Source organism: Thiothrix fructosivorans (assembly GCF_017349355.1).
GTDB lineage: Bacteria > Pseudomonadota > Gammaproteobacteria > Thiotrichales > Thiotrichaceae > Thiothrix > Thiothrix fructosivorans.
Genome location: NZ_JAFMPM010000008.1, coordinates 775320 through 798765, shown reverse-complemented (window position 1 = coordinate 798765; position 23446 = coordinate 775320). Strand labels below are relative to the sequence as shown.

At 48.8% G+C, this 23446-nt stretch carries 23 protein-coding genes; 11 read left to right on the top strand and 12 right to left on the bottom strand.

Translation table 11 applies throughout. The features are described 5' to 3' along the window. Together J1836_RS18180 and J1836_RS18175 are read right to left on the bottom strand one after the other, a co-directional pair. Complete coding sequence (locus J1836_RS18180; protein ID WP_207252523.1) at nucleotides 1–1551, bottom strand: 2-isopropylmalate synthase; 1551 nt, start codon at nucleotides 1549–1551, stop codon at nucleotides 1–3. A gap of 108 nt (nucleotides 1552–1659) precedes the next feature. Then, entirely contained in the window at nucleotides 1660–2586 is a 927-nt protein-coding gene (locus tag J1836_RS18175) for an SPFH domain-containing protein (RefSeq protein ID WP_207252522.1), read from the bottom strand. Nucleotides 2587–3162: 576 nt separating this feature from the next. On the opposite strand from J1836_RS18175, the gene J1836_RS18170 reads away from it, so the two are divergent. From J1836_RS18170 to J1836_RS18150, 5 genes are all read left to right on the top strand, one after another. Next, entirely contained in the window at nucleotides 3163–3954 is a 792-nt protein-coding gene (locus tag J1836_RS18170; RefSeq protein ID WP_207252521.1) for a hypothetical protein, read from the top strand. Between the two features lie 122 nt (nucleotides 3955–4076). After that, nucleotides 4077–4391: a hypothetical protein gene (locus J1836_RS18165; protein WP_207252520.1), complete on the top strand. Its 315-nt coding sequence runs from the start codon at nucleotides 4077–4079 to the stop codon at nucleotides 4389–4391. Beyond that, complete coding sequence (locus J1836_RS18160; protein ID WP_207252519.1) at nucleotides 4375–5334, top strand: hypothetical protein; 960 nt, start codon at nucleotides 4375–4377, stop codon at nucleotides 5332–5334. Before J1836_RS18165 ends, J1836_RS18160 begins: the two co-directional genes overlap by 17 nt. A gap of 3 nt (nucleotides 5335–5337) precedes the next feature. Then, nucleotides 5338–5979 carry a hypothetical protein gene (locus J1836_RS18155; RefSeq protein WP_207252518.1) on the top strand — a complete coding sequence of 214 codons (642 nt, stop codon included), beginning with the start codon at nucleotides 5338–5340 and terminating at the stop codon, nucleotides 5977–5979. Between the two features lie 106 nt (nucleotides 5980–6085). Then, the gene (locus J1836_RS18150; RefSeq protein WP_207252517.1) at nucleotides 6086–6856 is read left to right on the top strand and encodes a hypothetical protein; all 771 of its coding nucleotides are present in this window, start codon (nucleotides 6086–6088) and stop codon (nucleotides 6854–6856) included. A gap of 94 nt (nucleotides 6857–6950) precedes the next feature. On the opposite strand, the gene pssA is transcribed toward J1836_RS18150, so the two are convergent. Together pssA and J1836_RS22025 are read right to left on the bottom strand one after the other, a co-directional pair. Then, nucleotides 6951–7727, bottom strand: a complete 777-nt coding sequence (pssA, locus tag J1836_RS18145; RefSeq protein WP_207252516.1) for a CDP-diacylglycerol--serine O-phosphatidyltransferase — start codon at nucleotides 7725–7727, stop codon at nucleotides 6951–6953. Nucleotides 7728–7805: 78 nt separating this feature from the next. Continuing rightward, on the bottom strand, nucleotides 7806–7922 hold the full coding sequence (locus J1836_RS22025) for a DUF3149 domain-containing protein (protein ID WP_207252515.1): 117 nt from the start codon (nucleotides 7920–7922) through the stop codon (nucleotides 7806–7808). Between the two features lie 174 nt (nucleotides 7923–8096). Here J1836_RS22025 and fnr point away from each other — a divergent pair, with 174 nt between their 5' ends. Further along, nucleotides 8097–8858, top strand: coding sequence for a fumarate/nitrate reduction transcriptional regulator Fnr (gene fnr, locus J1836_RS18135; RefSeq protein ID WP_207252514.1), 762 nt, complete (start codon nucleotides 8097–8099; stop codon nucleotides 8856–8858). Here fnr and hemN read toward each other — a convergent pair. The 7 genes from hemN to ccoN form a co-directional block, all read right to left on the bottom strand. Next, nucleotides 8855–10240 carry an oxygen-independent coproporphyrinogen III oxidase gene (gene hemN / locus J1836_RS18130; RefSeq protein ID WP_207252513.1) on the bottom strand — a complete coding sequence of 462 codons (1386 nt, stop codon included), beginning with the start codon at nucleotides 10238–10240 and terminating at the stop codon, nucleotides 8855–8857. The two genes, fnr and hemN, sit on opposite strands and share 4 nt — an antisense overlap. Nucleotides 10241–10532: 292 nt before the next feature. Then, nucleotides 10533–11030 carry a FixH family protein gene (locus J1836_RS18125; RefSeq protein WP_207252512.1) on the bottom strand — a complete coding sequence of 166 codons (498 nt, stop codon included), beginning with the start codon at nucleotides 11028–11030 and terminating at the stop codon, nucleotides 10533–10535. 11 nt (nucleotides 11031–11041) lie between these two features. Further along, a complete protein-coding gene (gene ccoG / locus J1836_RS18120) occupies nucleotides 11042–12412 on the bottom strand; it encodes a cytochrome c oxidase accessory protein CcoG (RefSeq protein WP_207252511.1) in 1371 nt (456 codons plus the stop codon). A 65-nt stretch (nucleotides 12413–12477) separates the two neighbouring features. Beyond that, the gene (gene ccoP, locus J1836_RS18115) at nucleotides 12478–13377 is read right to left on the bottom strand and encodes a cytochrome-c oxidase, cbb3-type subunit III (RefSeq protein ID WP_207252510.1); all 900 of its coding nucleotides are present in this window, start codon (nucleotides 13375–13377) and stop codon (nucleotides 12478–12480) included. Further along, nucleotides 13374–13553: a cbb3-type cytochrome oxidase subunit 3 gene (locus J1836_RS18110; protein ID WP_207252509.1), complete on the bottom strand. Its 180-nt coding sequence runs from the start codon at nucleotides 13551–13553 to the stop codon at nucleotides 13374–13376. Before J1836_RS18110 ends, ccoP begins: the two co-directional genes overlap by 4 nt. A gap of 10 nt (nucleotides 13554–13563) precedes the next feature. After that, nucleotides 13564–14178: a cytochrome-c oxidase, cbb3-type subunit II gene (ccoO, locus tag J1836_RS18105; RefSeq protein WP_207252508.1), complete on the bottom strand. Its 615-nt coding sequence runs from the start codon at nucleotides 14176–14178 to the stop codon at nucleotides 13564–13566. Nucleotides 14179–14190: 12 nt separating this feature from the next. Further along, nucleotides 14191–15627, bottom strand: a complete 1437-nt coding sequence (gene ccoN / locus J1836_RS18100; protein ID WP_207252507.1) for a cytochrome-c oxidase, cbb3-type subunit I — start codon at nucleotides 15625–15627, stop codon at nucleotides 14191–14193. A gap of 408 nt (nucleotides 15628–16035) precedes the next feature. On the opposite strand from ccoN, the gene J1836_RS18095 reads away from it, so the two are divergent. The 3 genes from J1836_RS18095 (at nucleotide 16036) to J1836_RS18085 (ending at nucleotide 19148) form a co-directional block, all read left to right on the top strand. After that, nucleotides 16036–17448: a hypothetical protein gene (locus J1836_RS18095; RefSeq protein WP_207252506.1), complete on the top strand. Its 1413-nt coding sequence runs from the start codon at nucleotides 16036–16038 to the stop codon at nucleotides 17446–17448. Nucleotides 17449–17566: 118 nt separating this feature from the next. Continuing rightward, nucleotides 17567–18790 carry a glycosyltransferase gene (locus J1836_RS18090; RefSeq protein ID WP_207252505.1) on the top strand — a complete coding sequence of 408 codons (1224 nt, stop codon included), beginning with the start codon at nucleotides 17567–17569 and terminating at the stop codon, nucleotides 18788–18790. Further along, entirely contained in the window at nucleotides 18723–19148 is a 426-nt protein-coding gene (locus J1836_RS18085) for an asparagine synthase-related protein (protein ID WP_207252504.1), read from the top strand. Before J1836_RS18090 ends, J1836_RS18085 begins: the two co-directional genes overlap by 68 nt. Here J1836_RS18085 and J1836_RS18080 read toward each other — a convergent pair. Further along, entirely contained in the window at nucleotides 19052–19963 is a 912-nt protein-coding gene (locus tag J1836_RS18080; RefSeq protein ID WP_242632972.1) for a LysR family transcriptional regulator, read from the bottom strand. The two genes, J1836_RS18085 and J1836_RS18080, sit on opposite strands and share 97 nt — an antisense overlap. A 253-nt stretch (nucleotides 19964–20216) precedes the next feature. Between J1836_RS18080 and ppsA the strand changes: the two genes are divergently transcribed. Both ppsA and ppsR read left to right on the top strand, forming a co-directional pair. Further along, on the top strand, nucleotides 20217–22604 hold the full coding sequence (gene ppsA / locus J1836_RS18075; RefSeq protein ID WP_207252502.1) for a phosphoenolpyruvate synthase: 2388 nt from the start codon (nucleotides 20217–20219) through the stop codon (nucleotides 22602–22604). Beyond that, on the top strand, nucleotides 22601–23446 hold the full coding sequence (ppsR, locus tag J1836_RS18070; protein WP_207252501.1) for a posphoenolpyruvate synthetase regulatory kinase/phosphorylase PpsR: 846 nt from the start codon (nucleotides 22601–22603) through the stop codon (nucleotides 23444–23446). The genes ppsA and ppsR overlap by 4 nt, the downstream gene beginning before the upstream one ends.

The following is a 23446-nucleotide window of genomic DNA, read 5'->3' as shown; positions in this document are numbered from 1 at the left end:
TTACACTCCCTGATGGTGCTGCGGATGTTCGCGTAGGGCTTGGCTGGCAAGCTTGTTCAACGCTTCCACGTAAGCCTTGGCGGAGGCGATTACGATGTCAGTATCTGCGCCATGCCCGTGAATAATGCGCCCCGCTTTTTCCAGCCGCACCGTGACTTCACCTTGTGCATCTGTGCCGCTGGTGATGTTATTGACGGAATACAGCGCAAGATTCGCCGATTCACCCACAATGCTTTCAATCGCTTTGTAAACCGCATCCACGGGGCCGCCGCCGATAGCGCTTGCGGTGCGTTCTACGCCATGCGCTTTCAACGTGACGCGTGCTTCGGGCGATTCACCCGTGGTTGAGCAAACATGCGATGCAATGAGTTCGTACACCACATTTTCTTGGGCGGAACGTGCATCCATCATTAACACCATCAAGTCTTCGTCGAAGATGTCGTGTTTGCGGTCTGCTAAGTCTTTGAAGCGGGAAAAGGCGGCATTGAGTTCTTCTTCAGACTTCAATTCAATGTCGAGTTCTTGCAAGCGCGTTTTGAAGGCATTACGCCCAGAATGCTTGCCCAGCACGATTTTGTTGGCTGACCAGCCCACGTCTTGCGCCCGCATGATTTCGTAAGTTTCGCGGTGTTTCAATACGCCATCTTGGTGAATGCCGGATTCGTGCGCAAACGCATTAGCACCCACGATGGCTTTATTCGGCTGTACGGGGAAGCCGGTGACACTGGAAACGAGGCGTGAGGTTGGCACGATGTGGGTCGCGTCGATGCGTGTTTCGACAGGGAATACGTCGGGGCGCACGCGAATCGCCATCACCACTTCTTCCAATGATGCGTTACCGGCGCGTTCACCTAAGCCATTGATGGTGCATTCCACCTGACGTGCGCCCTGCATGACGGCTGCCAAGGAATTGCCGACCGCCAAACCGAGGTCATTGTGGCAATGCACGGAGAATACCGCCTGATCCGCATTCGGAATGGTGGTAATCAAACGCCCGACCATATCGCCAAACACCGCCGGAATCTGATAGCCCACCGTGTCGGGGATATTGATGGTACGTGCCCCTGCGGCAATCGCGGCTTCAATCACGCGACACAGGAAATCGAATTCGGAACGCCCCGCGTCTTCGCACGAAAATTCCACGTCATCGGTATAATTCCGGGCGCGTTTCACGGCGAATACGGCTTGCTCCAGCACCTGGTCTGGGGTCATGCGCAATTTGTTTTGCATGTGAATCGGCGAGGTCGCGATGAAAGTGTGGATACGCCCAGAGTTAGCGGGCTTAATCGCTTCTGCGGCACGGTCAATGTCTTTTTCTAACGCCCGCGCCAGCCCGCAGATGGTGCTGTCTTTGACGAGTTGCGCAATCGCTTTGACCGACTCAAAGTCACCGGGGCTGGCAATCGGGAAACCGCCTTCGATAACATCCACGCGCATTTTTTCCAGCATCAAGGCGATGCGGATTTTTTCTTCCTGCGTCATGGATGCGCCGGGGCTTTGTTCACCATCGCGCAACGTGGTATCAAAAATAATCAAACGGTCTTTAGACATATTCCTGCTCCTAAAACACGGCTGCATTGTGTGTGTGGCTGGCAACCGTTGTATCAATCTGAAAGTGGGGCTAATGATAGCGCGTGTTGCCCCACCGGGCGTAGGAATTTATGCACTGACTAATTTTAACGGGACAACTGTTTGCGCCGTCATCAACTCTTGTTCGGTTTGCAGGCGAATCAGTTGCACATCCCGCTGTGCCATCTCAAATGCCAACTCTTTCGCCAAATGAATTTCATCCAATTCTTGTTCCGCTTTAGCATCGGCTTCGGCTTTGAAACGAATGTGTTGTAAGCGAGCCGTGAATTCATCACGTTCCCACACCATACGCTGCACGGCTGTTTCAAATTCATACCGTCGGGCAGATGATTCGGCATTCCAACGTTGGATTTGACGCTGTTTAGCATAGGCAAATTGGGCTTTTTCCAACAACATCAACCCTTGTGCATCCAACACTTGTTGGGGGTCATAGTAGTCTTTCGGCGTTTGTTCTACCTTCATTAGGGCTGTTGAGACCACTTCCAACCCATATTTTTGCAGTTGCAAATTGAGACGCCGATTAACCGTTTCAGTAAAGTCATGGCGTTGCTGGTGCACGGTGTTAAACGACATCACTGCCGCCGTACCACGTAATACGGCTGTCCCCTCTGCTTCTAGCAAGGATTGGATCGTGCCACGTTGCAAATTGACTTCACCGAGTACCCTTGCCGCCATTTGGATGCTGTTAGGTTGAGCCGCTACCCTAACACTGAAAACGATTAGAGCATCGACACGCAACAAATCTTTGGTGATCAAGGAATTTGCGCCCTGCAAGTGCAATTCAAGGCTATAGGTTTGCAAACTGACTGGCGTCAGTGTGTGCAAGAATGGAATCACAAAGCCACCACTACCCAGCAAGACTTTAGGCTTACCCAAGCCCGTGCGCAAATAAGCGGCATCTACTGGAATGCGGACATACAACACATACAGCAATAACAAGAGCGTGCTTACTAACCCCAATAGCAAGAACTCATAATAAAAATTACTAATCAACATGGTAGTCCTCGGATGCATTATTTTTGATCATTTTTAGCTAGCCAACTGTCTATTTATTAAACAAATAAATGATAAAAAAATATTATCACAAGTCTAGTCAAACGGACACAATCTGTATACTATACACTCAGTTCATGGGGCAATAAACTTGAACTCTATGCAAACTAAACATAATTCCAATAAATTAACAAAAAATAGAGCCTATTATGAATAAAAGAATTTTGTAATCTATTGACTCCACTTGTATTGATACACAGTTCAATTTAAAGCGTCTACGTTATTAATTATTTAATAACCATCAACTAATTGCAGGTGTTTTTAACCATAAAAATAATATTTTTACAAAAACAAATCACGCATATAAGTTAAGAAAATTTAATCTTAAAAAATGGTATTACTGGGGCATGAACAGAACTTTATCAAGTAAGTTCATTCATTATTTTTCAGTAATTTTTGGCAAACAGGATAAAGCGGCATTGCTCCTGCACAGAGGGATTTTGTGCTTGTTTTTGGGGAAAAAGGATTTTAAGTAATTTTTCGCTTTTTACTTGATTTTTTGACCAAGGACTTAATATTATGAAAATTATAAAATTCTCGTTAGCAGTTGCTATCTCAACTGCAATCCTCTCTACTTCTGCTATGGCTGATAGCTGGAAAGTAACACAAGATGTTGATGTATCTGCTGTTGGTGCAAATACCACTCTGACACAAACAAATACAGCGGCGGCTGGCACCAGCGGTTCAGTTCAAAGTTTAAACAATATAAACTTAGACACAACTGACGGTATTATTGACACAGGCTCAACTCAAACTGTCAAAGCGGGTGCTAACACGCTTAATTTGATACAAGCGGCGAGTACAGATACCTCAAAGCAGGCAGCGAACCGAGCAGTTGCTCAAACAGTTACAGATCTCACACAAGATGTTCAAATGACTGCGGGTACAATCAAATTAGACCAAAACGCTGCAACCCTAGCCACTAATACGCAAGCCGTTAATGAAGTCAATGGTGAAGTAATAACCAAATTAGAACAGAAAATCACTTCCACTGGCACAACACTGGACATGAATCAAGAGGGCGCTTCTACCCAAAATACACAAGTGGGCAATTTGTTATCGGTCGGCGTCTCAACAGCTACTTCAGGTGTCAACCAGACAATTACCGTTAAAGATGTTACAATGGATCAAAAATCAACAACCTCTGCTTTCCAAAGTGGCAATGCCATGTTAATTGGTGATGGTTCAGCAGTAAGTGGTGGTTCACTCAACCAAAAATACACAACCGCTAGTACATTGGCGATGACTCAAGATGGAACAACAAGCTCTTATCAATCAGCCAACTATGCAGGCGTAAAAACCAATCCATAACAGAAAAGCTAGGAAGCCCTAAAGCAGGGCTTCCTGACTTTAAAGCAGGGAGTAATAGTGTGAACATAATTGCTCACATGCGATTTATTATTTTCGTGTCATGGTTGCCAACGCAAAATACCATGGCAATAGATGATCCATTGTATCCAACTTATCCAAATATACCCGCTGAATATGAGTCACTTGATGCAGGCACATTACTCCACGAATCAATGGTCAATTTCGGTTTTGAACCAATAGTAGAAAATACAGATGGTTATAAAGTGACATCTCCTGATGGTAATACCTTTTATGTAGATAATATTGACAAACCATCATGTGCATTTTATGGCACGTATGTAAGCAATAGTGAAGGTGATAATCCCATTCCTGCCGGTGGACTGGAAGTTTTTAGTAATGTTTATATTGAGGAAGTGAATTTTGAAAACTGTCAATAATAAGACTGGCTTCAGAAAAAAAATAGGGCTAACGTTTGTTTCCGCTACGCTGCTAGCACTGTCTGGCTGCGGGGCATATAGCGTCACTCACATTGAACCCATGTTAGCTCAAACACCCACACCCAGCCGTACCAACATCACCCAAGCCATCCAGTGTATGGGCAATGGACTGGCTGCCTCAACCTCATCCCGTGCCTACATTTTCTTGGTACGTGATCTGCCAGATGGCACAGTTAAAGAAGGTCCATACCAAAACGGCGCACTGTCAGATGCGGGAAGAGTTCAGTTTATCAACACGTTAAGTGAGCAGATTCACCCACACGTTGGTTTAGTCACAGACAAATATCCAACTATCTTCCAGCAACTGACAAAAGAGGATGACACGGGTCTCAACCGTTTTGGTCTACCCTCTTCCAAAAACGTCCATGCGTTTACCTCTATTTTTCGCAGCATTGTCGATGCTTCTAGATCAACAAAACAGCTTCCTCCTGCCGATAGTATCATTCCACTTGTTGTAGATGGTTCATTTACCCGTATGGACGGTGACAACTTCTATCAGGAAGGCGACGGACACAATGCTGGTAGTAAAAGTGATACTGACGAAGAAAAAAGTGGGCAAATCGACTTCGGTAAAACCAACTCTGCCCGATCTCTTACCTTGGCAGTTAACCTAATTGATCCACGCACTAATTTGGTGGTAAGTTCGCGCTCATTTGACCTTACATTTAGCCGCACCAACGACAAGAAACGTTTCCGTGTAGCCTTGGGTGACGGTTTCTATGGTTATTCCTACAGCGAAGTCATGGTAGAAGGGTTGCATAGCGCCCAACAAACCCTGCTGGATGCAGCCGCCATGTGGGTTGTAGACAAAGCCTATGGTGATGAAATCGACTTTTCTTCCTGCCTGACCCCCCAACAGCGAGTGACTGTTGGAAGGAAATAATATATGAACGCCAAATGGTTCACTTATATAGCAGGCTGGCTGGTTTTAATACCAGCCACTGGTTCTGGCAACGGCTGGACAATCATCCAAAATGCAACGCTAGGTAATACTGAATTAACTCAGACAAACGCTGAAAGCAGTGTACAAACAATCAACCAAATTGCTTTGAGCAACGTAATCGATGAAGCCCAGCAAACAACTACATCCAGTAATCTTACGTTGAACCAAACAGGTGGACAAAATAACAAGCAGGCAGCCAACTATATTTCTGCAACGGCTGCCATCACCAAAAGTGATCAAGCGGTTATAAACACAGGGGCTTTCAACTTGAATCAATCTGGCAAAAATAACTTGCAAGCCGGTAACCTATTGGAAATTGGCACTAATGCCACTGGTAATTATTCACAGTTATTATCCACTAATACCGCCAGCTTCAACAAAATAGGTACTGACTTCAATACCAATATTCAAGCTGGCAATGCCACTATTATCAATGGCGCCAACAGCGGAACATTAAATCAAAAATTCATTGCTCCCACTGTCTCGATTTCTGTTAATGGCTCAAGCACTATGAGCACACAGCTCCAAGCAGGTAATTACCTTGACTTGAATGGCACAAAAAGCACCCCATCCAACTCACCATAAACGGGGTTTTAACCTCCTTTTCCCTAAGCGTTGAGCCATTAAGCTTGGTTCATTCTATTACAGCCACAATAAAATATTTTAGCCAAACAGCTCAAGGAGAAGAAAAATGGCTTTGAACACTAAATTCAGCGTGATAGCGCATCCGCTGGCGCTGTTGCTGCCTCTGTTTACCGGAACAACCGCCTGCACCACAACCAGTGACCTAATAGCACCTAAAACAACCACTGTCAGCAGTCTGAAACAAAATAGCTATGCTGTTTCCAACAAAAATCTGAATAATATGCTGGATCTCGCACAAATCAAACAGGAAAAAGCGATAGACATTACCCCCTCTCTCACTGATATTACCTCAAAAACTAGCAAAGAAAAGTCTCTGCCAGACACCTGCTTTGTAAAAATAGATTGCCCAAAAGACCAGCCAACTCCAGACTTAACGCACTTGCAAACCCCAAAATATGCTAAAGACTTTTTGCTGGAAGAAGCTCCCGCACTTATGCACAGAGCAGATGAAGAAGAAAATTTCACCCAACATACCAAAACCTTACTGGATGGTAAAAATACCGATACAGAATCATCAACCGATCACAAAGACAACGAATTATTTCTACCCCAAATATACAACGTGCCTATCAGCTCCAAAACTACTCAGATAAATAATCCACTCATTCAATTTGTTGAGTTATGGAAAGATATTTTTTCTCAAATTGACCAACACTCCAACTTACAAGCAGAAAATAAAACATTGCTTAAAGATCAGCTTACTGAAACAGCCTTTTTACAATACACCAAAAATTCTCAATCTCTGGAAATGTTACAGGACAACAGCCACCATGCCATACAATCATGGAGTTACGTTGGCTACACTCCGCCTTTCTGAAACAGCATCAAACTTCTGCCAATTCAACAGAGGGCGTCTTCTGCACAACAACTAACGCCTCCTGCCCAGATTGAGTTAGGACAAGGCTACTATACTATTCCCCTAACTTGCGGCGTTTCAAACGTCGCCAGCGCCGCCAAGCCCACATCAGCGGCCCCGACAACGCATACAACAAAAACACCCCGAACAACACTTTCGGCGGGTCAATCGTCGTCAACGCAAACACCAGCAACACCACCAATACCGCCACAAACGGCACACGATTGCGCAGGTCAAAATCTTTAAAACTATAGAAACTGACATTACTCACCATCAGCAAACCCACCGCGAGCGTCAGCATAAACGCCGGAATTTGCACATTACGCCCAGTCACTTCCAGATCATGGAACACCCACACCATCCCCACCATCACGGCAGCAGCAGCAGGACTCGGCAAACCGACGAAAAAGCGTTTATCGACCTTACCAATCTGCGTATTAAAACGTGCCAGCCGCAAAGCAGCACACGCCACATACACAAACGCCGCTAGCCAGCCCGCTTTACCCCACGCCACGCCCAACGACTGCAAATTCACCAACGCCCATTGGTACATGACCAAACCCGGTGCAACGCCGAAGGAAATTAAATCAGATAAGCTATCGTATTGCGCCCCAAACTCCGTCTGGGTATTGGTCATACGCGCCACACGCCCATCCAGCCCATCCAAAATCATGGCAATGAAGACGGCGATTGCCGCCGCTTCGAACTTTCCTTGCATGGCGGCGACAACCGCATAGAAACCACCGAACATCGCGCCAGTGGTCAAAAGGTTAGGTAATAAATAGATGCCCTTACTAGGTTGGGCTTTAGGTTCTGTTGGTTGGTCTTCCACTTATCTCGTCCCGTTTACTGGTGTAGGTGCATAGTAGCCAGCATTCCGACAAAGTGAAATGTCTTTTAATCGAAATGCTCACTCCTTGGATTTTTTTACGAACACCCACCCAAGATAAGACATCATTACCAACATGAATGCGATAACCGCGATGGTTAATACACCCATCCAACTTCCAAACAATAGCTCAGTCATGGTAGCCTATTCTCCTATACGAAACACAATAAACGTGTACAATCCTAAGTCTAGGCAAAAATGCTTGCATTGTTTTGATTTACATCAAAAAACTTGACATTAAGGCCGTCCTAGAATGTTGCCAAACAGAAACCCAGCAATCCTTTGACAATCATCACAGTATCGGAATAAAGCATGAAGACAGTTCAGTTACACAGTGCCAAAAAGAATGCCGTAGCTTGCCACAATTGTAGCCTGAGTGAACTCTGCTTACCGCGTGGTCTGAATCGTGACGAATTGGAACTGCTCGAAAACTCCATCAACAAAACGGTTAAAATCAAAAAGAAAGATTACCTGTTCCACCGTGATGACGCCCAACAGTCCATTTTCGCCGTGAAAGCGGGCGCAATCAAAACCTCTCTATCCACTCCCGATGGCGAAGAGCAAATCCTTGGTTTTTACCTACCAGGCGACTTATTAGGGTTTGATGCGTTTGCGCGAGATCGCCATACCTGTGATGCACAAGCACTCGACGATACGCTAGTCTGCGAACTCAGCATGGAAAATTTCCAAGAGCTATGCGGCAAATTACCCATTATGCGCGGGCAAATGATGCGCCAAATCGGTGTAGAAATTGAACGTGAACAAATGCTGCTGCTGACCTTAGGGCAAATGCGTACCGAAGAACGCCTTGCTACCTTCCTCTCCAGTTTGTCAGAACGTAATCGGGAACGCGGCTTTTCACCGGCTGAATTCAACCTGCCGATGGCGCGTCACGATCTCGCCAACTACCTCGGCATGGCGGTTGAAACCCTCAGCCGCATGTTCTCGCGCTTACAGGAAGAAAATATCATTGCCGTGCAACACCGCTTGGTCAAAATTTCAGATATGAACCGCCTCAAACAGCTAGCGCATCACACCTGCCGCCCCGCCAGTGATGTACTACCCTCTGCCTAAATCACTCGCGAGAAACGTTGCTGCACACCTTGTTTGCGTAAGCTGACATCAAATACCATGCAAATATTGCGGATCAAGAAACGCCCACGCGGCGTTACCTCCAAACCAGAGGCGGTAAACCGCAATAAATCATCCGCCGTCATGGTTTGCAACAACGCCAATTCGCGGCTGAAATAATCCGCAAACGCCAGATTAAATAAGCGTTCGACCTGAGTGAAATCCAGTGCAAACTGGCAAGCCAATTGCTGAATAATGAAGCGCCGCAACACATCATCATCATCCAAGGTCAAGCCCTTGATCACGGGCAAATGCCCCGCATCAATTGCCGCGTAATACTCTTCCAAGGTTTTTGCGTTCTGGCTATACGATTCCGCCACGCTGCTGATTGAACTCACGCCCATCGCCACCAAATCACAATCCGCATGGGTAGTGTAACCTTGGAAATTGCGGTGCAAGGTACCGTTATGCTGGGCAATCGCCAATTCATCGTCGGGCTTGGCGAAATGATCCATTCCAATATATTCGTAACCGGCGGAAGTCAGGTGTTCCACTGCCAACTGCATGATTTGCAGCTTGACATCGGGTGATGGCAAATCGGCATCATTGATACGACGTTGCGGCTTAAACAAATTCGGCATGTGCGCGTAGTTAAACACCGAAATACGATCTGGCGACAACGTAATAATGGTATCCAAGGTCTGGCGGAAGCTTTCTACGGTTTGGAACGGCAGCCCGTAAATCAAATCCACGCTAATGGATTTCGCCCCCTGCACACGGCAGGCTTCGATAATCGCCAAGGTTTGTTCAATCGGCTGAATACGATTTACCGCAATCTGCACGCGCTCGTCCACATCCTGCACGCCCAAACTAAAGCGGTTGAAACCGATTTCGCGCAATACGCCAATGGTTTCTGGCGTGACCGAACGCGGATCAATCTCGATGGAATAATCACCCTCATCGGTAATGTGCAACGAAAAATGTTCGCGAGTTTTTTCCATCAACGCCCGCATTTCATCATGATTGAGGAAAGTTGGCGTGCCACCGCCCCAATGCAACTGCTCGACAGTACGGTCGCGGTCATACAACGTAGACTGCATCTCGATTTCGCGGAACAGGTATTGCAGATACGTGGCAGCTTTGGAATGGTCTTTGGTCACAATCTTGTTGCAGGCGCAATAGAAGCACACCGTATCGCAAAACGGTACATGGAAATACAAGGACAATGGCAACGGAATCGGGTCTTCGTTGCTCATGTAAGCGTGCGCTTTGTACTCATCCTCAGTAAACGACCCGAATGCAACCGCTGTAGGGTAAGACGTATAACGCGGCCCCGCTGTGTCATAGCGACGAATTAAATCTGCATCGAACTGTACTGTACTCATAACACCTCTATCGTGCCCGAAACCAAAGCAGTAAACATAAATGCCGTATCACACCCATAAATACAAGCACTTGAAACAAAACATTAAACATCGTTGACTTGTATCAAGAAACCGCCAGCGGGTGCATTGTAAACCCTACAGAAAACAGGTGTAATAACTTCCGAAGGTTGCTGAGACCGATGTTCGTTACCTCCTCTGCATCAGCAAACTTCAACGCTCTACATACCCTAAAGCACTTGGCTCTCCACCTTTGGAGAGCCTTATTTTTTTGTGGTGATGCAAATCTACAACATTACAACGCGGGTTGCACTGTTAGCATGGTTGCCGCCGCATTCGGCAATGTTCCCGTTAAACGCCAACTCCCATCGGTCGGCACAACATCCACCTGCCATTTACCCGCCGCTAAGACTTGCAACTGCCCGTCCCACACGCCTGAGCCAGTTTGCTGCAAGGTCACGACTTGATCGTGATTCGGCATCGTGGCATGGTAAAAGTTCAGTGTTAACTGCTGTTGCTCTTCCACCTCAGCGTTATCCAATAACAGCCGTACCGCCTTGCCATTAATCGACACATTGCCCATTAATCCCATCGCAACAGCCCGTTGACCTTTGGCAAGCGAGACATTAATCGCCTTGCCCACGTTATAATAATCCCCCACCACCAGACCACTGCTGCCCGCTGCGGCGATGGAATAGGTATACAAACCAGCCACCACGGCGGTAGCAGGCAAGGACATCACCGCCCACGGCCAAAATTGCTGATACCACGGTTTTGTATCTTCCACTTGCATCACTTATTCTCCTATTTATCTGGGCCAAGGAAGCGGGCTTTCTGGGTTTGTGTCAAACTCGGATCGTCGGCTGCCACGATATGGAACATAATTTCCTGACTACGTGCCGTCAGCAAGTCAGGGTTGAGCATCACTTTAACCGGTACTTCTGCCACCTTGCCTGCGCCAACCTGCACCTTTTCCGCGCCTACCAAAGCCATGCCTTCTACACCAGAGACGGTAATGGTAAACGGGTGCGCTTTATCGCTCATATTGATGACTTTCAACGTATAAATATTTTCGATATTACCATCGCCCGTATCACGAAACAGCGCATTGCGGTCACGGATAATATCCATCTCCAATGGCACACGCTGCATGACCGAATACAGCAATGCACCGGTAATCACCGTTAGCAATGCCGCATAAATCAGGGTACGTAAGCGCAGAACCTGCGTTTTACCACCTTTCAGCGCATGTTCGGTGGTGTAACGCACTAAGCCACGTTCGTAGCCCATTTTATCCATAATGCTATCGCACGCATCAATACACGCAGCACAGCCAATGCACTGGTATTGCAAACCATCACGGATGTCGATTCCTGTCGGACACACCTGCACACACAAAGTGCAATCGACGCAATCCCCCTTATCGCTAGGCTTTGCCGCACTGCGTTTACGCGAACCACGCGGTTCACCCCGCACTTCATCATACGAAATAATCAGCGTGTCTTTATCAAACATGGCACTTTGGAAACGCGCATAAGGGCACATATACAAGCAAATTTGTTCACGCAAAAAGCCCGCATTGCCGTAAGTGGCAAAGCCGTAAAACACCACCCAGAACAATGCCCAACCGCTCAAAATACCGCTGGTCGTTTCAAACCATAGCGTTTCCATTGGCACAAAGTAGCCCACAAAGGTAAAGCCGGTCAGCAATGAAAAGATTAGCCACAACACATGCTTGATGGTCTTTTTGCCGATCTTGGCACGATCCCACGGCGCATTGTCGAGCTTGATTTGCTGCGGGCGGTCGCCTTCTACCCACTGCTCAATCCAGATAAAGACTTCGCTCCATACCGTTTGCGGGCAAGCGTAGCCACACCACACCCGCCCTGCGAGGGCGGTCACGAAAAATAAGGTTAGTGCCGCCAGAATCAGCAACACCGCTAAATAGAAAAAATCCTGCGGCCAAAAGGTCTGCCCCAGAATATGGAATTTACGTGCAGGCAAATCAAACAACACAATTTGTTGCCCATTCATTTTTACCCACGGCAAGATGTAATACAGACCCAATAACGCCCACACACTCCACTTGCGTAGATTGGTGAATAAACCTTTGGTTTGGCGTGGGTAAATGGTTTGGTGCTTTTGGTAGAAACCGCTATCGTTATTTGCAGACATAGTAAGACCCTGTAGCAAAATCCCCCCCCTGATTGGGAGAGGATTGGGTGAGAGGTTTGCCGCGTTTATGGCTTTTGTGACAAGCCATATACATAGGCGGCCAGCAAATGCACTTTGTCTTCCCCAAGGAAGTCAGCGTGTGCAGGCATTTTGCCGTTACGCCCATTGGTAATCGTCTCTTTGATTGTATCCAACGAAGAGCCATACAACCACGTATTATCGGTCAGGTTCGGTGCGCCCATTGCCTGATTGCCCTTACCATCCATACCATGGCAAGCCATGCACGCATTCGCCGTGAACAACTGCTGACCTTGCGAAACCTTCGCAGCATCCGCTTCCTTACGTCCGCTCAAGCTCATCACGTAATGCGCCAGTGCTTCGACCCCAGCCGCATCCACCCGATCTTTGTGCGCAGGCATTGCACCTTGACGACCCAGCAGAATCGTTTGCTTGATCTGATCCGGCGTACCACCGTACAACCAATCATTATCTGCCAGATTCGGGAAGCCTGCCGCACCACCCGCATCCGAACCGTGACACTGAGCACAATAGTTCAGGAACAAACGGCGACCCATGCCTTGTGCATCAGCATCCTTCGCGACCTGCTCAATCGGCATAGCGGCATACTTTTTGAAAATCGGGTCAAACGTTTCCCCCGCCTGCTGCATTTCGCCTTGGTACTGGCTGTCTTGCGACCCCCAGTTCAATACGCCTTTGAATGTTCCCAAACCGGGGAACAACACCAGATACGCCAGTGAAAACACGATGGTGATGTAAAACAACCACAGCCACCAACGTGGCAACGGGTTATTGTACTCTTCAAGACCGTCCCAGCGATGCCCCGTGACATCGCCCGACGCTGCTTCACCCGGACGCTTTTTCGTTGTCCAGCGAACCAGCCAGTAACAGGCAAAAATATTGCCCAATGTGATCAGGATGATCCAACCACTCCAGAAACCACTCATTTGTCTACCTCCTTCATGGACGCTGCGTGTACTTGTTCCTCATCCTTATCGAAAATGGAATTGGCAGCCGCATCGAAGCGTTGAGTACGCTTACGGCTATACGCCCACACCACCACGGCAAGAAAGGCAATCAGCACCAGTAGCGTCGAAATACCACGGAAATCGTTGTAGTCCATGACTCAACCCTCAACGTTGCGTCTTGATGGCAGTGCCTAAATTCTGCAAATAGGCAATCAAAGCAACCATTTCGGTTTTACCTTTAACTTCCTCTGCACCTTTAGCCACTTCCTCATCGGTATACGGCACACCCAAGGTTTGCATGGTCTTCATCTTGGCAACCGTATCCGTGCCATCCAACACGTTTTCATTCAGCCAAGGGAAACCGGGCATATTGGATTCCGGTACAACATCACGCGGATTATTCAAATGAACGCGATGCCAATCATCGCTATAACGCCCACCAACCCGTGCCAAATCAGGGCCAGTCCGCTTAGAACCCCATTGGAACGGGTGGTCGTAGACAAATTCGCCAGCAACCGAATAGTGCCCATAACGCTCGGTTTCAGCACGGAACGGACGAATCATCTGTGAATGGCAGTTGTAACAACCTTCACGCAGATAAATGTCCCGTCCTTCCAACTGCAAAGCGCTATAAGGCTTCAAACCCGCCACTGGCTCGGTGGTGTCTTTCAGGAAGAACAGCGGCACGATTTCCGCCAAGCCCCCGAAGCTGATCACAATCACAATCAACAGAGCCATCAGACCCACATTTTTTTCAACCACTGCATGACCATTACTCATGACACTTCCTCCTTAGTGAGCCGCTGCGGGAATCAGATCTTCGGCAGGTTTTGCACCCGCGATGGTCTTCAACACGTTATAAAGCATCATGAACATGCCACTCAGCACCAGCACCCCACCAACAAAGCGCACCAAGTAGAACGGATAAGTGGCTTCCAGCGATTCAACGAAGCTGTAGGTCAGCGTTCCATCAGGATTAACGGCACGCCACATCAAACCTTGCATCACACCAGAGATCCACATAGAAGCAATGTACAGCACCACACCGACGGTCATGATCCAGAAATGCATTTCGATCAGCTTGGTGCTGTACATTTTTTCACGCCCAAACAGTGTCGGAATCAGCGCATACATCGAGCCAATGGAAATCATCGCTACCCAGCCCAAAGCGCCGGAGTGAACGTGACCCACTGTCCAGTCTGTGTAGTGCGAAAGTTCGTTGACGGTTTTGATTGCCATCATCGGCCCTTCAAACGTCGACATACCGTAGAACGACAGGGAAACAATCAGGAAACGCAGGATGGGGTCAGTGCGCAATTTATGCCATGCGCCGGAAAGCGTCATGATCCCGTTGATCATCCCACCCCAGCTTGGCGCTAACAGGATCAACGAGAACACCATGCCCAAGGATTGAGTCCAGTCTGGCAGTGCGGTGTAGTGCAAATGGTGCGGGCCTGCCCACATATACGTGGAAATCAACGCCCAGAAATGCACCACGGACAAACGGTAAGAATACACCGGACGCCCTGCTTGCTTCGGTACAAAGTAGTACATCATGCCGAGGAAGCCTGCTGTTAGGAAGAAACCTACCGCGTTATGCCCGTACCACCACTGCACCATTGCATCAATCGCTCCAGGGTAAGCGGAGTACGATTTCATCCAATCCGCCCCACCGAACAACGCCGTTGGCAACGCTGCACTATTCACCAAATGCAACACGGCAATGGTCAAAATGAACGCACCATAAAACCAGTTTGCCACGTAAATATGCGGTGTTTGACGCTTCATGATCGTGCCGAAGAACAGGATTGCGTAAGCCACCCACACCACGGTAATCAGCAAATCAATCGGCCATTCCAATTCTGCATACTCTTTACCACTGGTAAATCCCAACGGTAAGCTCAGTGCGGCTAATAGAATCACCAATTGCCAACCCCAGAAAACCAATGCAGCCAGCTTGTCAGAAATCAGTCGTGTGTGGCAGGTACGCTGTACAACATACAGCGAAGTCGCAAACAACGCGGAGCCGCCAAAGGCGAAAATAACCGCATTAGTATGCAATGGACGTAAACGGCTATACGTTAACCACGGAACATCAAAATTGAGTTCTGGCCAACGCAATTGTGCAGCGATAAGCACGCCCACCAACATGCCGACGATCCCCCAGATCACCGTCATAATGGCAAACTGCCGCACGACCTTGTAATTGTAGGTCTGCTGGTTTTGCATAAGTCCCTCCGAAACAATTAAACACCTCACCGAAGCGAGCGTGATAAAACACACAGAAACGTGTGAAATCACACACTCGGCTTTTGAAGCATCCATCAGGGATGGGTATCCATGTTTGACTAAAATCAACTTCCTAGGGTGGAGAGCGGCACAAAAAGTGACGAACTATAGACTTGTTGATATAGATCAAGTATCTTCGAGGACATTGGGATAAATTATAGCCACTTAACCAATACTAAAATCACAGATAAATTGAAGGAAAAAACATGCAGGGCTTATTTGTATTGTTCCCCACATTTTTATTCGCTATTTTTGCAGCAGCTGTTGTCTGGTATGTGAGCCGCACGAATAAATAGTAAGAATCATAGACATAAGCCTAACTTTTGTACTAGGCTATACCTAAAACCCATGATAGGTAGAGCAGTGCTAAGAGTCTTATTCAGCTTTCTGATAGGCATAACCAGTGTCCAAGCCCTGCCGGTGTTTCCGGGAGCGGAAGGCTTTGGTACGCAAACCAGTGGTGGACGTGGCGGAAGCGTCTGTAAAGTGACCAATGTCAATGATGACGGAGAAGGGAGTTTACGCCACTGTATTGACTCCCCTGACCCGCGCATCGTTATTTTTAGCGTTGGCGGCATTATTCGACTCGAAAGCAACCTCACCATCCAACACCCTTATATTTCCATCTTCGGGCAAACCGCTCCCAACAACGGCATCTTAATCACGGGTGTGGCAGGCATCCAACAAGCCTTGCTGACCATTGCTACCCACGATGTCGTTATTCAGCATCTCCGTATCCACCCCAACCTTGGCAATGCCACAGACTGTTGCAGCCATGCACTCACCCTAAGCAAAGCCAACGCCACAGAAACCACTGCCAATATTGTTATCGACCATTGCACCCTGTCCGGTGGTTCAACAGGCATTATCGCGAATACGGATGACATCCATCAGGCTACTTTCAGCCATAACATTCTGGGTCCAGGGCGTAGCTATACACCCAATAAAACCGACGTAGACACTGGTTACACCGGACTTTTGTTTAACTCCGCAAAGACGCACTCCCTCAGCCTGCACCACAACCTGATTGCGCATAATCAAAGTGATAATCCCGGCATCAACACAGGCACAGGGGTTATCGACATCGTTAACAACCTCGTTTACAACTGGGAGCAAAACGGCGCTAACCTGATCAGCGAACATGGCAAAATGCAGATTAATCTGGTGCACAATCTTTATATCATGGGTAAAAATTCCAACCGCGCAGCACCGGAATTAGTCGCCAACAATGCAGGCAAAGACTACCAACTGTTTCTTGAAGAAAACCTCAGTATTCGTGATCCCGAACAAGCTGAACCACTGCCCATAAACCTCGGCTTGATTGGTTGGCCGACTGCCGACTGGGAAGCCAATGAACGCTTCCCCGCGCCCCCGATTACCACGTTCAAGTCCCCCACCTTGCCGAAAAAAATCTTCCCCACCGTCGGCGCAACACTTCCGCACCGCGATGCCATCGACAAAAACCTGATTAGTGAAGCGCGGGAACAGCAAGGCACTATACCGACGTGTCCATCACCACCCGACTGTACGACACACCCTGCTAGCCCGACAGATTACGCCAGCGGTTCAAGCTTGCCTGACAAGGATAACGATGGTATTCCCGACGCGTGGGAAGAAACACACTCACTATTACCCGACAAAGAAGATGCCGCCCAAGATTTCAACGTCAATGGCTACACCAATATCGAAGAATGGATTTTTAGCCTGACACCTAGTGACGACAAACAAATAGCCCAACAAAAAACCAAAGTGTCCCCTTAACTGCACAGCTAACCACACTCATCCGACAAATACCCATTTCCATCCTGCCTCCTCTTCCTGCCACCCGACATCTGTAACAGCATCGGCCTTACATAAACACGGGTTGGGGATCATTGGGATGGCAAGAAAAGTTCAACAGATAGGTGTAGTGCACATTATTACCAACCTAGAAAGCACCGGCACAGCGTTAATGCTGTATAAACTGCTGGCTCACACCGATCGTCACCAATTCGAGCCTGTGGTCATTTCCTTGGGGACAGAAACCGAACTCTGTCAACGTATTAGAGCACACGGCATTAGCGTACATGCGTTGGAAATGAGCACAAATCTTGTCGTGGGCTGGCAAATTTTCAAACTGACCCAATTGCTACGCACCCTGAAACCGGAGGTGATTCAAGGCTGGATGTATCATGGCAACCTCGCCGCATCGCTGGCAAACCTTTCCCTCGGCAATCGCCTGCCAATCCTCTGGAATATTCACAATACCCTGTACGACATTAAGCAAGAGCCACGCACTACCCGCTGGGTGATTGAATTAACGGTCAAACGCTCGAATACCCCCGTGCGAATACTGTACAACACCTACCTGAGCGCTGAACAACACGCCGCCATTGGCTATGATACGCAACACACGCACGTTGTCCCTAACGGCATTGATACCCAATTGTTCTCACCCAATGCTTACAACCACGCCAATATGCGTCAAAGACTCGGTATTCCTGAGGATGCCATCGTTATCGGCATGGTTGCGCACCATCACCCGCTCAAGAATCACGCCTTGTTTATCGAGGCGGCGCATTTACTCTTACAACACCAAAAAAATGTACACTTTATTCTCGCGGGACAAGGCATCACTGCTGACAACCCCCACCTCGCACCACTGTTGCAACGCATAGCAATACCCCACCACCTGCACTTGCTCGGTGAGCGCAAAGACATTCCCAACTTACTGAACGCGCTAGATATATTTTCACTGACTGCCTCACACGATGACGGTTTTTCGCATAGCGTGGGTGAAGCAATGGCGTGCGGTATCCCCTGTCTCACGACAGACGTAGGCGATTTGCCACGCATCATCGGCAATACAGGGCGCACCCTTCAGTACCAAGAAGCTACCCCCTCAGCACTCGCTTTCGCTTGGTTGGAATGGATTCATGCAGGCGAAGTCTGGCGTAAAGAACTGGGAGTACGCGCCATGCAACGCATTCAACAACATTACAATATCCAAGACGTGACGCAGCAGTACCAAACGATTTACAAGGAGTTAGTACATCATGGGCGGACTGACGGGGTTTTATTCCCTCTCCAGCAAGCGCAATTCGGTCGAAACGTCACCCAGTAACCGTCAAACGCGCTCGTTAAGCAGCCTCTTTACGGGCAAAAACAACTACGCCAATACGCTAGAAAAACGTCTCAATCACGTCATCCAGCAACATCGGCAGGCGGATGTTCCGGTGGGCGCATTGCTGAATGGGATTAGCTCATCCTTGGTCGTGGCGTTGATGGCTGCGCACTTGTTTACGGGATTGGGCAGTTCAAGCATGGTACACACAAAGCATCCCAATGCGGCAGACTTTAGCGGCTTAGTGACGCAAGACTCGCACTACATGTCATCCATAAAAAAGCTTTCGTCAAACATCTCAATGAAACGCTTGGCTTGCGGGGTGAAAAACTTGCCGCGCCGTGCAATCAAGCCGTAACTGCGTGATGGAAAATAATCCTTGAGTGGAATCGCCACAATTTTTTCATTGCCAGTCAAACACACTTCGGTCACGATGGAGACACCCAAGCCCATTTCGACGTAACGCTTGACGATTTCCCAACCACCCGCTTCCATCGCCACCGAATACGGCACTTCATGTTGACGGAACACGGTATCGACCATACGCCACGTACTCATATTGCGCGGTGGCAAAATCAAGCCATACGGACCAATGTCTTCCAACGTAATCGGACGCTGCAATGCTGCTAAGGGGTGAGTTTCGGGTGTGATCAGAATCGAGCCAAACGATGCAAACGGCTTGTATACAATCGTATCAGGAATCTGTAATAACGGACCGATAGCCAAATCCACTTGGTCTTCCAGCAGCTTTTTCATGCCGCTTTGCCCTTCGACATTGTGCAGGTTGATGCGAATGCCGGGGTAAGCTGCGTAAAAACGTTCAAGGTATTTCGGCAATACATACAATGCCGTCGACTGACCCGCAGCAATATTTAGTTCGCCCTGCTCCATTTTACCGAGGCTTGCCGCGAACGTTTCTTTGAGGGAATCAATGCCTGCCGCAATCGGTTGCACCAGTTGATACAGGATTTTACCTTCAGGCGTGAGGCGTACACTAGGGCCGCGCCGCTCCAACAACTTCTCGCCCATCTCACGCTCAAGCGCTTGAATTTGCAAAGAAACTGTTGGTTGACTAATGTGTAACTGATCGGCAGCGTGAGTGATATTTTCTTTCTGTGCGACCACACAAAAAGTCCGCAGCAGCTTATAGCGTGTCTGCTTGTAATAGTGCATTGCCAACGTGGTAACTCCTCATTCATTAGGCGATTATTGTGCAATACAATAGTAATAATTGAAACAATTGATTTTTGAGTACGACATATTTTCGGTATCTTACGCCGCAGCTAAGCACCCATTACGAGTGCTTATCTATGCTAACTGTGGTGCTTGCGGCGTCACGAATTGACGCCGCTCTTTTTCCTCCCTCCTTATCCAACAATCACCTATAATTAATACTTCCCACTTCGACTAAAACGGAGATCTCACGATGGCAGATTACATTCTTTGGTTTGATCAGTTGGGGATGCACGATGTCAACATCGTCGGCGGCAAAAACGCCTCCCTTGGGGAAATGATCAGCAACTTAGCCAATGCAGGCGTTAGCGTCCCAAACGGTTTTGCCACTACCACAGAAGCCTACCAAGATTTTATTCGCGCTGATGGTCTGGCTGATCGCATCAACGCGCTCCTAAATTCCCTCGACGTAGACGACATCCACGCGCTCACCAATGCTGGCAAAACCATTCGTGGTTGGGTCATGGACACGCCATTGCCCGAAAAATTGCTAGAAACCGTGCGTGAAGCCTACCTCACCTTGGCAGAAGGTTCGGGCGATACAGCATCCTTCGCAGTACGTTCTTCCGCCACGGCTGAAGACTTACCCGATGCGTCCTTCGCCGGTCAGCAAGAAACCTTCCTCAACGTGCGCGGCTTGGATAATGTTATCGCCGCCATCAAGGAAGTATTCGCCTCGTTGTACAACGACCGTGCGATTGCCTACCGCGTCCACCAGCATTTTGAACATGACAAAGTGTTCTTGTCGGCTGGCGTACAAAAAATGGTACGCAGCGACATCGGCGCAAGCGGCGTATTGTTCACCCTCGACACAGAATCAGGCTTCCGCGATGCAGTCTTCGTCACTGGCGCGTATGGCTTGGGCGAAACCGTGGTACAAGGTGCAGTCAACCCCGACGAATTCTACGTCTACAAACCCAATATCGAAGCCGGTCGCCCTGCGATCCTATCACGCCGTTTGGGTACAAAAGCCATTGAAATGGTCTACGCTGCCACCGCAGGTGACGCACACAACAAAGCCACCTTGACCCGCGAAGTCGATGCTGCCCGCCGCGAACGTTTCTGCCTGAGCGAAGCACAGGTTGAATCCCTCGCCCGCCAAGCCATGATCATCGAAAAGCACTACCAGCGCCCGATGGACATTGAATGGGCATTGGATGGTGGCGATGGCAAGCTTTATATCGTGCAAGCCCGCCCTGAAACCGTCGAAAGCCGCGCTTCCGCCACTATCATCGAACGCTACCAGCTCAAAGAAAAAGGCACTATCGTTGCCGAAGGTCGCGCCATTGGTCAAAAAATTGGTCAAGGCCCTGCTCGCATCATCATGAGCATCAGCCAGATGAACGAGGTAAAAGAAGGCGACGTATTGGTAACAGACATGACCGACCCCGACTGGGAACCGATCATGAAACGCGCTTCCGCCATCGTCACCAATCGCGGCGGACGTACCTGCCACGCGGCAATCATTGCGCGTGAAATGGGCATCCCCGCCGTCGTCGGCTGTGGCGATGCCACCCAGCGCATCAATGCTGGCGACGAAATCACCGTTTCCTGTGCGGAAGGTGACACCGGCTTCATCTACAGTGGCTTGCTGCCGTTTGAAATCCGTACTGCGGACACGGGCAACCTGCCTGATTTGTCAGTGAAAATCATGATGAACGTGGGCAATCCGTCCCGCGCCTTCGCCTTCTCGCGCCTGCCGAATGCGGGTGTAGGCTTGGCACGACTGGAATTCATCATTAACAATACCATCGGCATTCACCCGAAAGCTCTGCTGGAATTCGATAACCTGCCTGCGGATCTGAAAGCTAAAATCGGCGCGAAGATTGCCGGTTATGCCAGCCCGGTCGATTTCTACGTGGAAAAACTGGTCGAAGGCATCGCCACCCTCGCCGCTGCCTACGCACCTAACAAGGTCATCGTGCGCATGTCCGACTTTAAGTCGAACGAATACGCCAACCTGATAGCAGGCGACCGTTACGAGCCGCACGAAGAAAACCCGATGATCGGCTACCGTGGCGTTTCACGCTATTTGTCTGCCAATTTCCGCGATTGTTTCGAGCTGGAATGCCGTGCGCTGCGCAAAGTCCGCAATGAAATGGGTTTAACCAACGTCGAAATCATGATCCCGTTCTGCCGTACTTTGGAAGAAGCGCAGCAAGTCACCGACTTGCTGGCAACCCAAGGTATTCAGCGTGGTGAAAACGGTTTGCGCCTGATTATGATGTGCGAAATTCCCTCCAACGCAGTGCTGGCAGAAGAATTCCTCGAATACTTCGACGGCTTCTCCATCGGCTCCAACGACATGACGCAGTTGACGCTGGGTCTGGATCGCGATTCCGGCTTGATTGCGCACCTGTTTGATGAGCGTAACCCTGCGGTGAAAAAGCTGCTGAAAATGGCGATTGATGCTTGCCACAAGCAAGGTAAATACATCGGCATTTGCGGGCAAGGGCCATCGGACTACCCCGATTTCGCGGTGTGGTTGCATGAGCAAGGCATTAGCAGCTTGTCGTTGAACCCGGATACCGTGGTGGATACGTGGTTGCACCTTGCCAGCCTTGATGACGCCAAGGCATGACTACAGGCAATTGTCAAAATCGGCGGACAGTCTTCTACCTGTCCGACCGTACCGGCATTACCGTCGAAACACTGGGACACAGCTTGCTAACCCAGTTCGATGGGATTAAATGGCGCAAAATCGGCATCCCGTTTTTGGATTCCGAAGAAAAAGCCAGAGCGGCTGCCGAGCAGATTAACCTCACTGCACAACAAGACGGTTGCCGTCCATTGGTATTTAGTACCTTGATCAATCCTGCTGTACGGGCGTGGATTGAACAGGCGGACTGCGCCATCTACGACTTTTTCGAGAGTTTCATTGACTCGATGGAAAAAGAGTTGGGACAACAATCCTCCCACGCCGTCGGGCGATCACACGGGGTCAATAACAATGCCTCGTACACCAAGCGCATCGCGGCAGTTAACTTTGCGCAAACCAATGATGACGGCATCAGTGCGAAAAGTTTTGCAGAAGCCGACATTATTTTGGTGGGCGTATCGCGTTCCGGCAAAACCCCAACGTGTTTGTATTTAGCGCTGCAATACGGTATCTACGCGGCTAACTACCCGTTAACTGAAGAGGACATGGATTCATCCTCCCTGCCTTCCATCATCAAGCCTTTCAAAGACAAACTGTTTGGTCTGACGATTACGGCAGAACAGCTTCATAAGATTCGCCAAGAACGCAAACCGAATAGCCGCTATTCTTCGTTGAGCCAATGCCAGCAGGAACTTCAGTGGCAGGAAAGTTTGTATCGGCGTGAAAGGATTCCGTTCATCGACACCACCGCAACGTCGATTGAGGAAATGGCAACCATCATTCTCAACCGCAGCGGCTTGAAACGGCAGTTGTACGGGGAGTAA

What these genes read in the sequence shown, in the direction of transcription:
- J1836_RS22025 (WP_207252515.1), bottom strand. Translation starts at nt 7,922, where the DNA reads ATGACTGAGCTATTGTTTGGAAGTTGGATGGGTGTATTAACCATCGCG.
- fnr (WP_207252514.1), top strand. Translation starts at nt 8,097, where the DNA reads ATGAAGACAGTTCAGTTACACAGTGCCAAAAAGAATGCCGTAGCTTGC.
- J1836_RS18155 (WP_207252518.1), top strand. Translation starts at nt 5,338, where the DNA reads ATGAACGCCAAATGGTTCACTTATATAGCAGGCTGGCTGGTTTTAATA.
- J1836_RS18095 (WP_207252506.1), top strand. Translation starts at nt 16,036, where the DNA reads ATGATAGGTAGAGCAGTGCTAAGAGTCTTATTCAGCTTTCTGATAGGC.
- J1836_RS18165 (WP_207252520.1), top strand. Translation starts at nt 4,077, where the DNA reads ATGGCAATAGATGATCCATTGTATCCAACTTATCCAAATATACCCGCT.
- hemN (WP_207252513.1), bottom strand. Translation starts at nt 10,240, where the DNA reads ATGAGTACAGTACAGTTCGATGCAGATTTAATTCGTCGCTATGACACA.
- ccoO (WP_207252508.1), bottom strand. Translation starts at nt 14,178, where the DNA reads ATGAGTAATGGTCATGCAGTGGTTGAAAAAAATGTGGGTCTGATGGCT.
- J1836_RS18180 (WP_207252523.1), bottom strand. Translation starts at nt 1,551, where the DNA reads ATGTCTAAAGACCGTTTGATTATTTTTGATACCACGTTGCGCGATGGT.
- J1836_RS18175 (WP_207252522.1), bottom strand. Translation starts at nt 2,586, where the DNA reads ATGTTGATTAGTAATTTTTATTATGAGTTCTTGCTATTGGGGTTAGTA.
- ppsR (WP_207252501.1), top strand. Translation starts at nt 22,601, where the DNA reads ATGACTACAGGCAATTGTCAAAATCGGCGGACAGTCTTCTACCTGTCC.
- ccoP (WP_207252510.1), bottom strand. Translation starts at nt 13,377, where the DNA reads ATGAGTGGTTTCTGGAGTGGTTGGATCATCCTGATCACATTGGGCAAT.
- ccoG (WP_207252511.1), bottom strand. Translation starts at nt 12,412, where the DNA reads ATGTCTGCAAATAACGATAGCGGTTTCTACCAAAAGCACCAAACCATT.
- J1836_RS18170 (WP_207252521.1), top strand. Translation starts at nt 3,163, where the DNA reads ATGAAAATTATAAAATTCTCGTTAGCAGTTGCTATCTCAACTGCAATC.
- J1836_RS18110 (WP_207252509.1), bottom strand. Translation starts at nt 13,553, where the DNA reads ATGGACTACAACGATTTCCGTGGTATTTCGACGCTACTGGTGCTGATT.
- ccoN (WP_207252507.1), bottom strand. Translation starts at nt 15,627, where the DNA reads ATGCAAAACCAGCAGACCTACAATTACAAGGTCGTGCGGCAGTTTGCC.
- J1836_RS18125 (WP_207252512.1), bottom strand. Translation starts at nt 11,030, where the DNA reads ATGCAAGTGGAAGATACAAAACCGTGGTATCAGCAATTTTGGCCGTGG.
- J1836_RS18080 (WP_242632972.1), bottom strand. Translation starts at nt 19,963, where the DNA reads ATGCACTATTACAAGCAGACACGCTATAAGCTGCTGCGGACTTTTTGT.
- J1836_RS18085 (WP_207252504.1), top strand. Translation starts at nt 18,723, where the DNA reads ATGGGCGGACTGACGGGGTTTTATTCCCTCTCCAGCAAGCGCAATTCG.
- ppsA (WP_207252502.1), top strand. Translation starts at nt 20,217, where the DNA reads ATGGCAGATTACATTCTTTGGTTTGATCAGTTGGGGATGCACGATGTC.
- J1836_RS18150 (WP_207252517.1), top strand. Translation starts at nt 6,086, where the DNA reads ATGGCTTTGAACACTAAATTCAGCGTGATAGCGCATCCGCTGGCGCTG.
- J1836_RS18090 (WP_207252505.1), top strand. Translation starts at nt 17,567, where the DNA reads ATGGCAAGAAAAGTTCAACAGATAGGTGTAGTGCACATTATTACCAAC.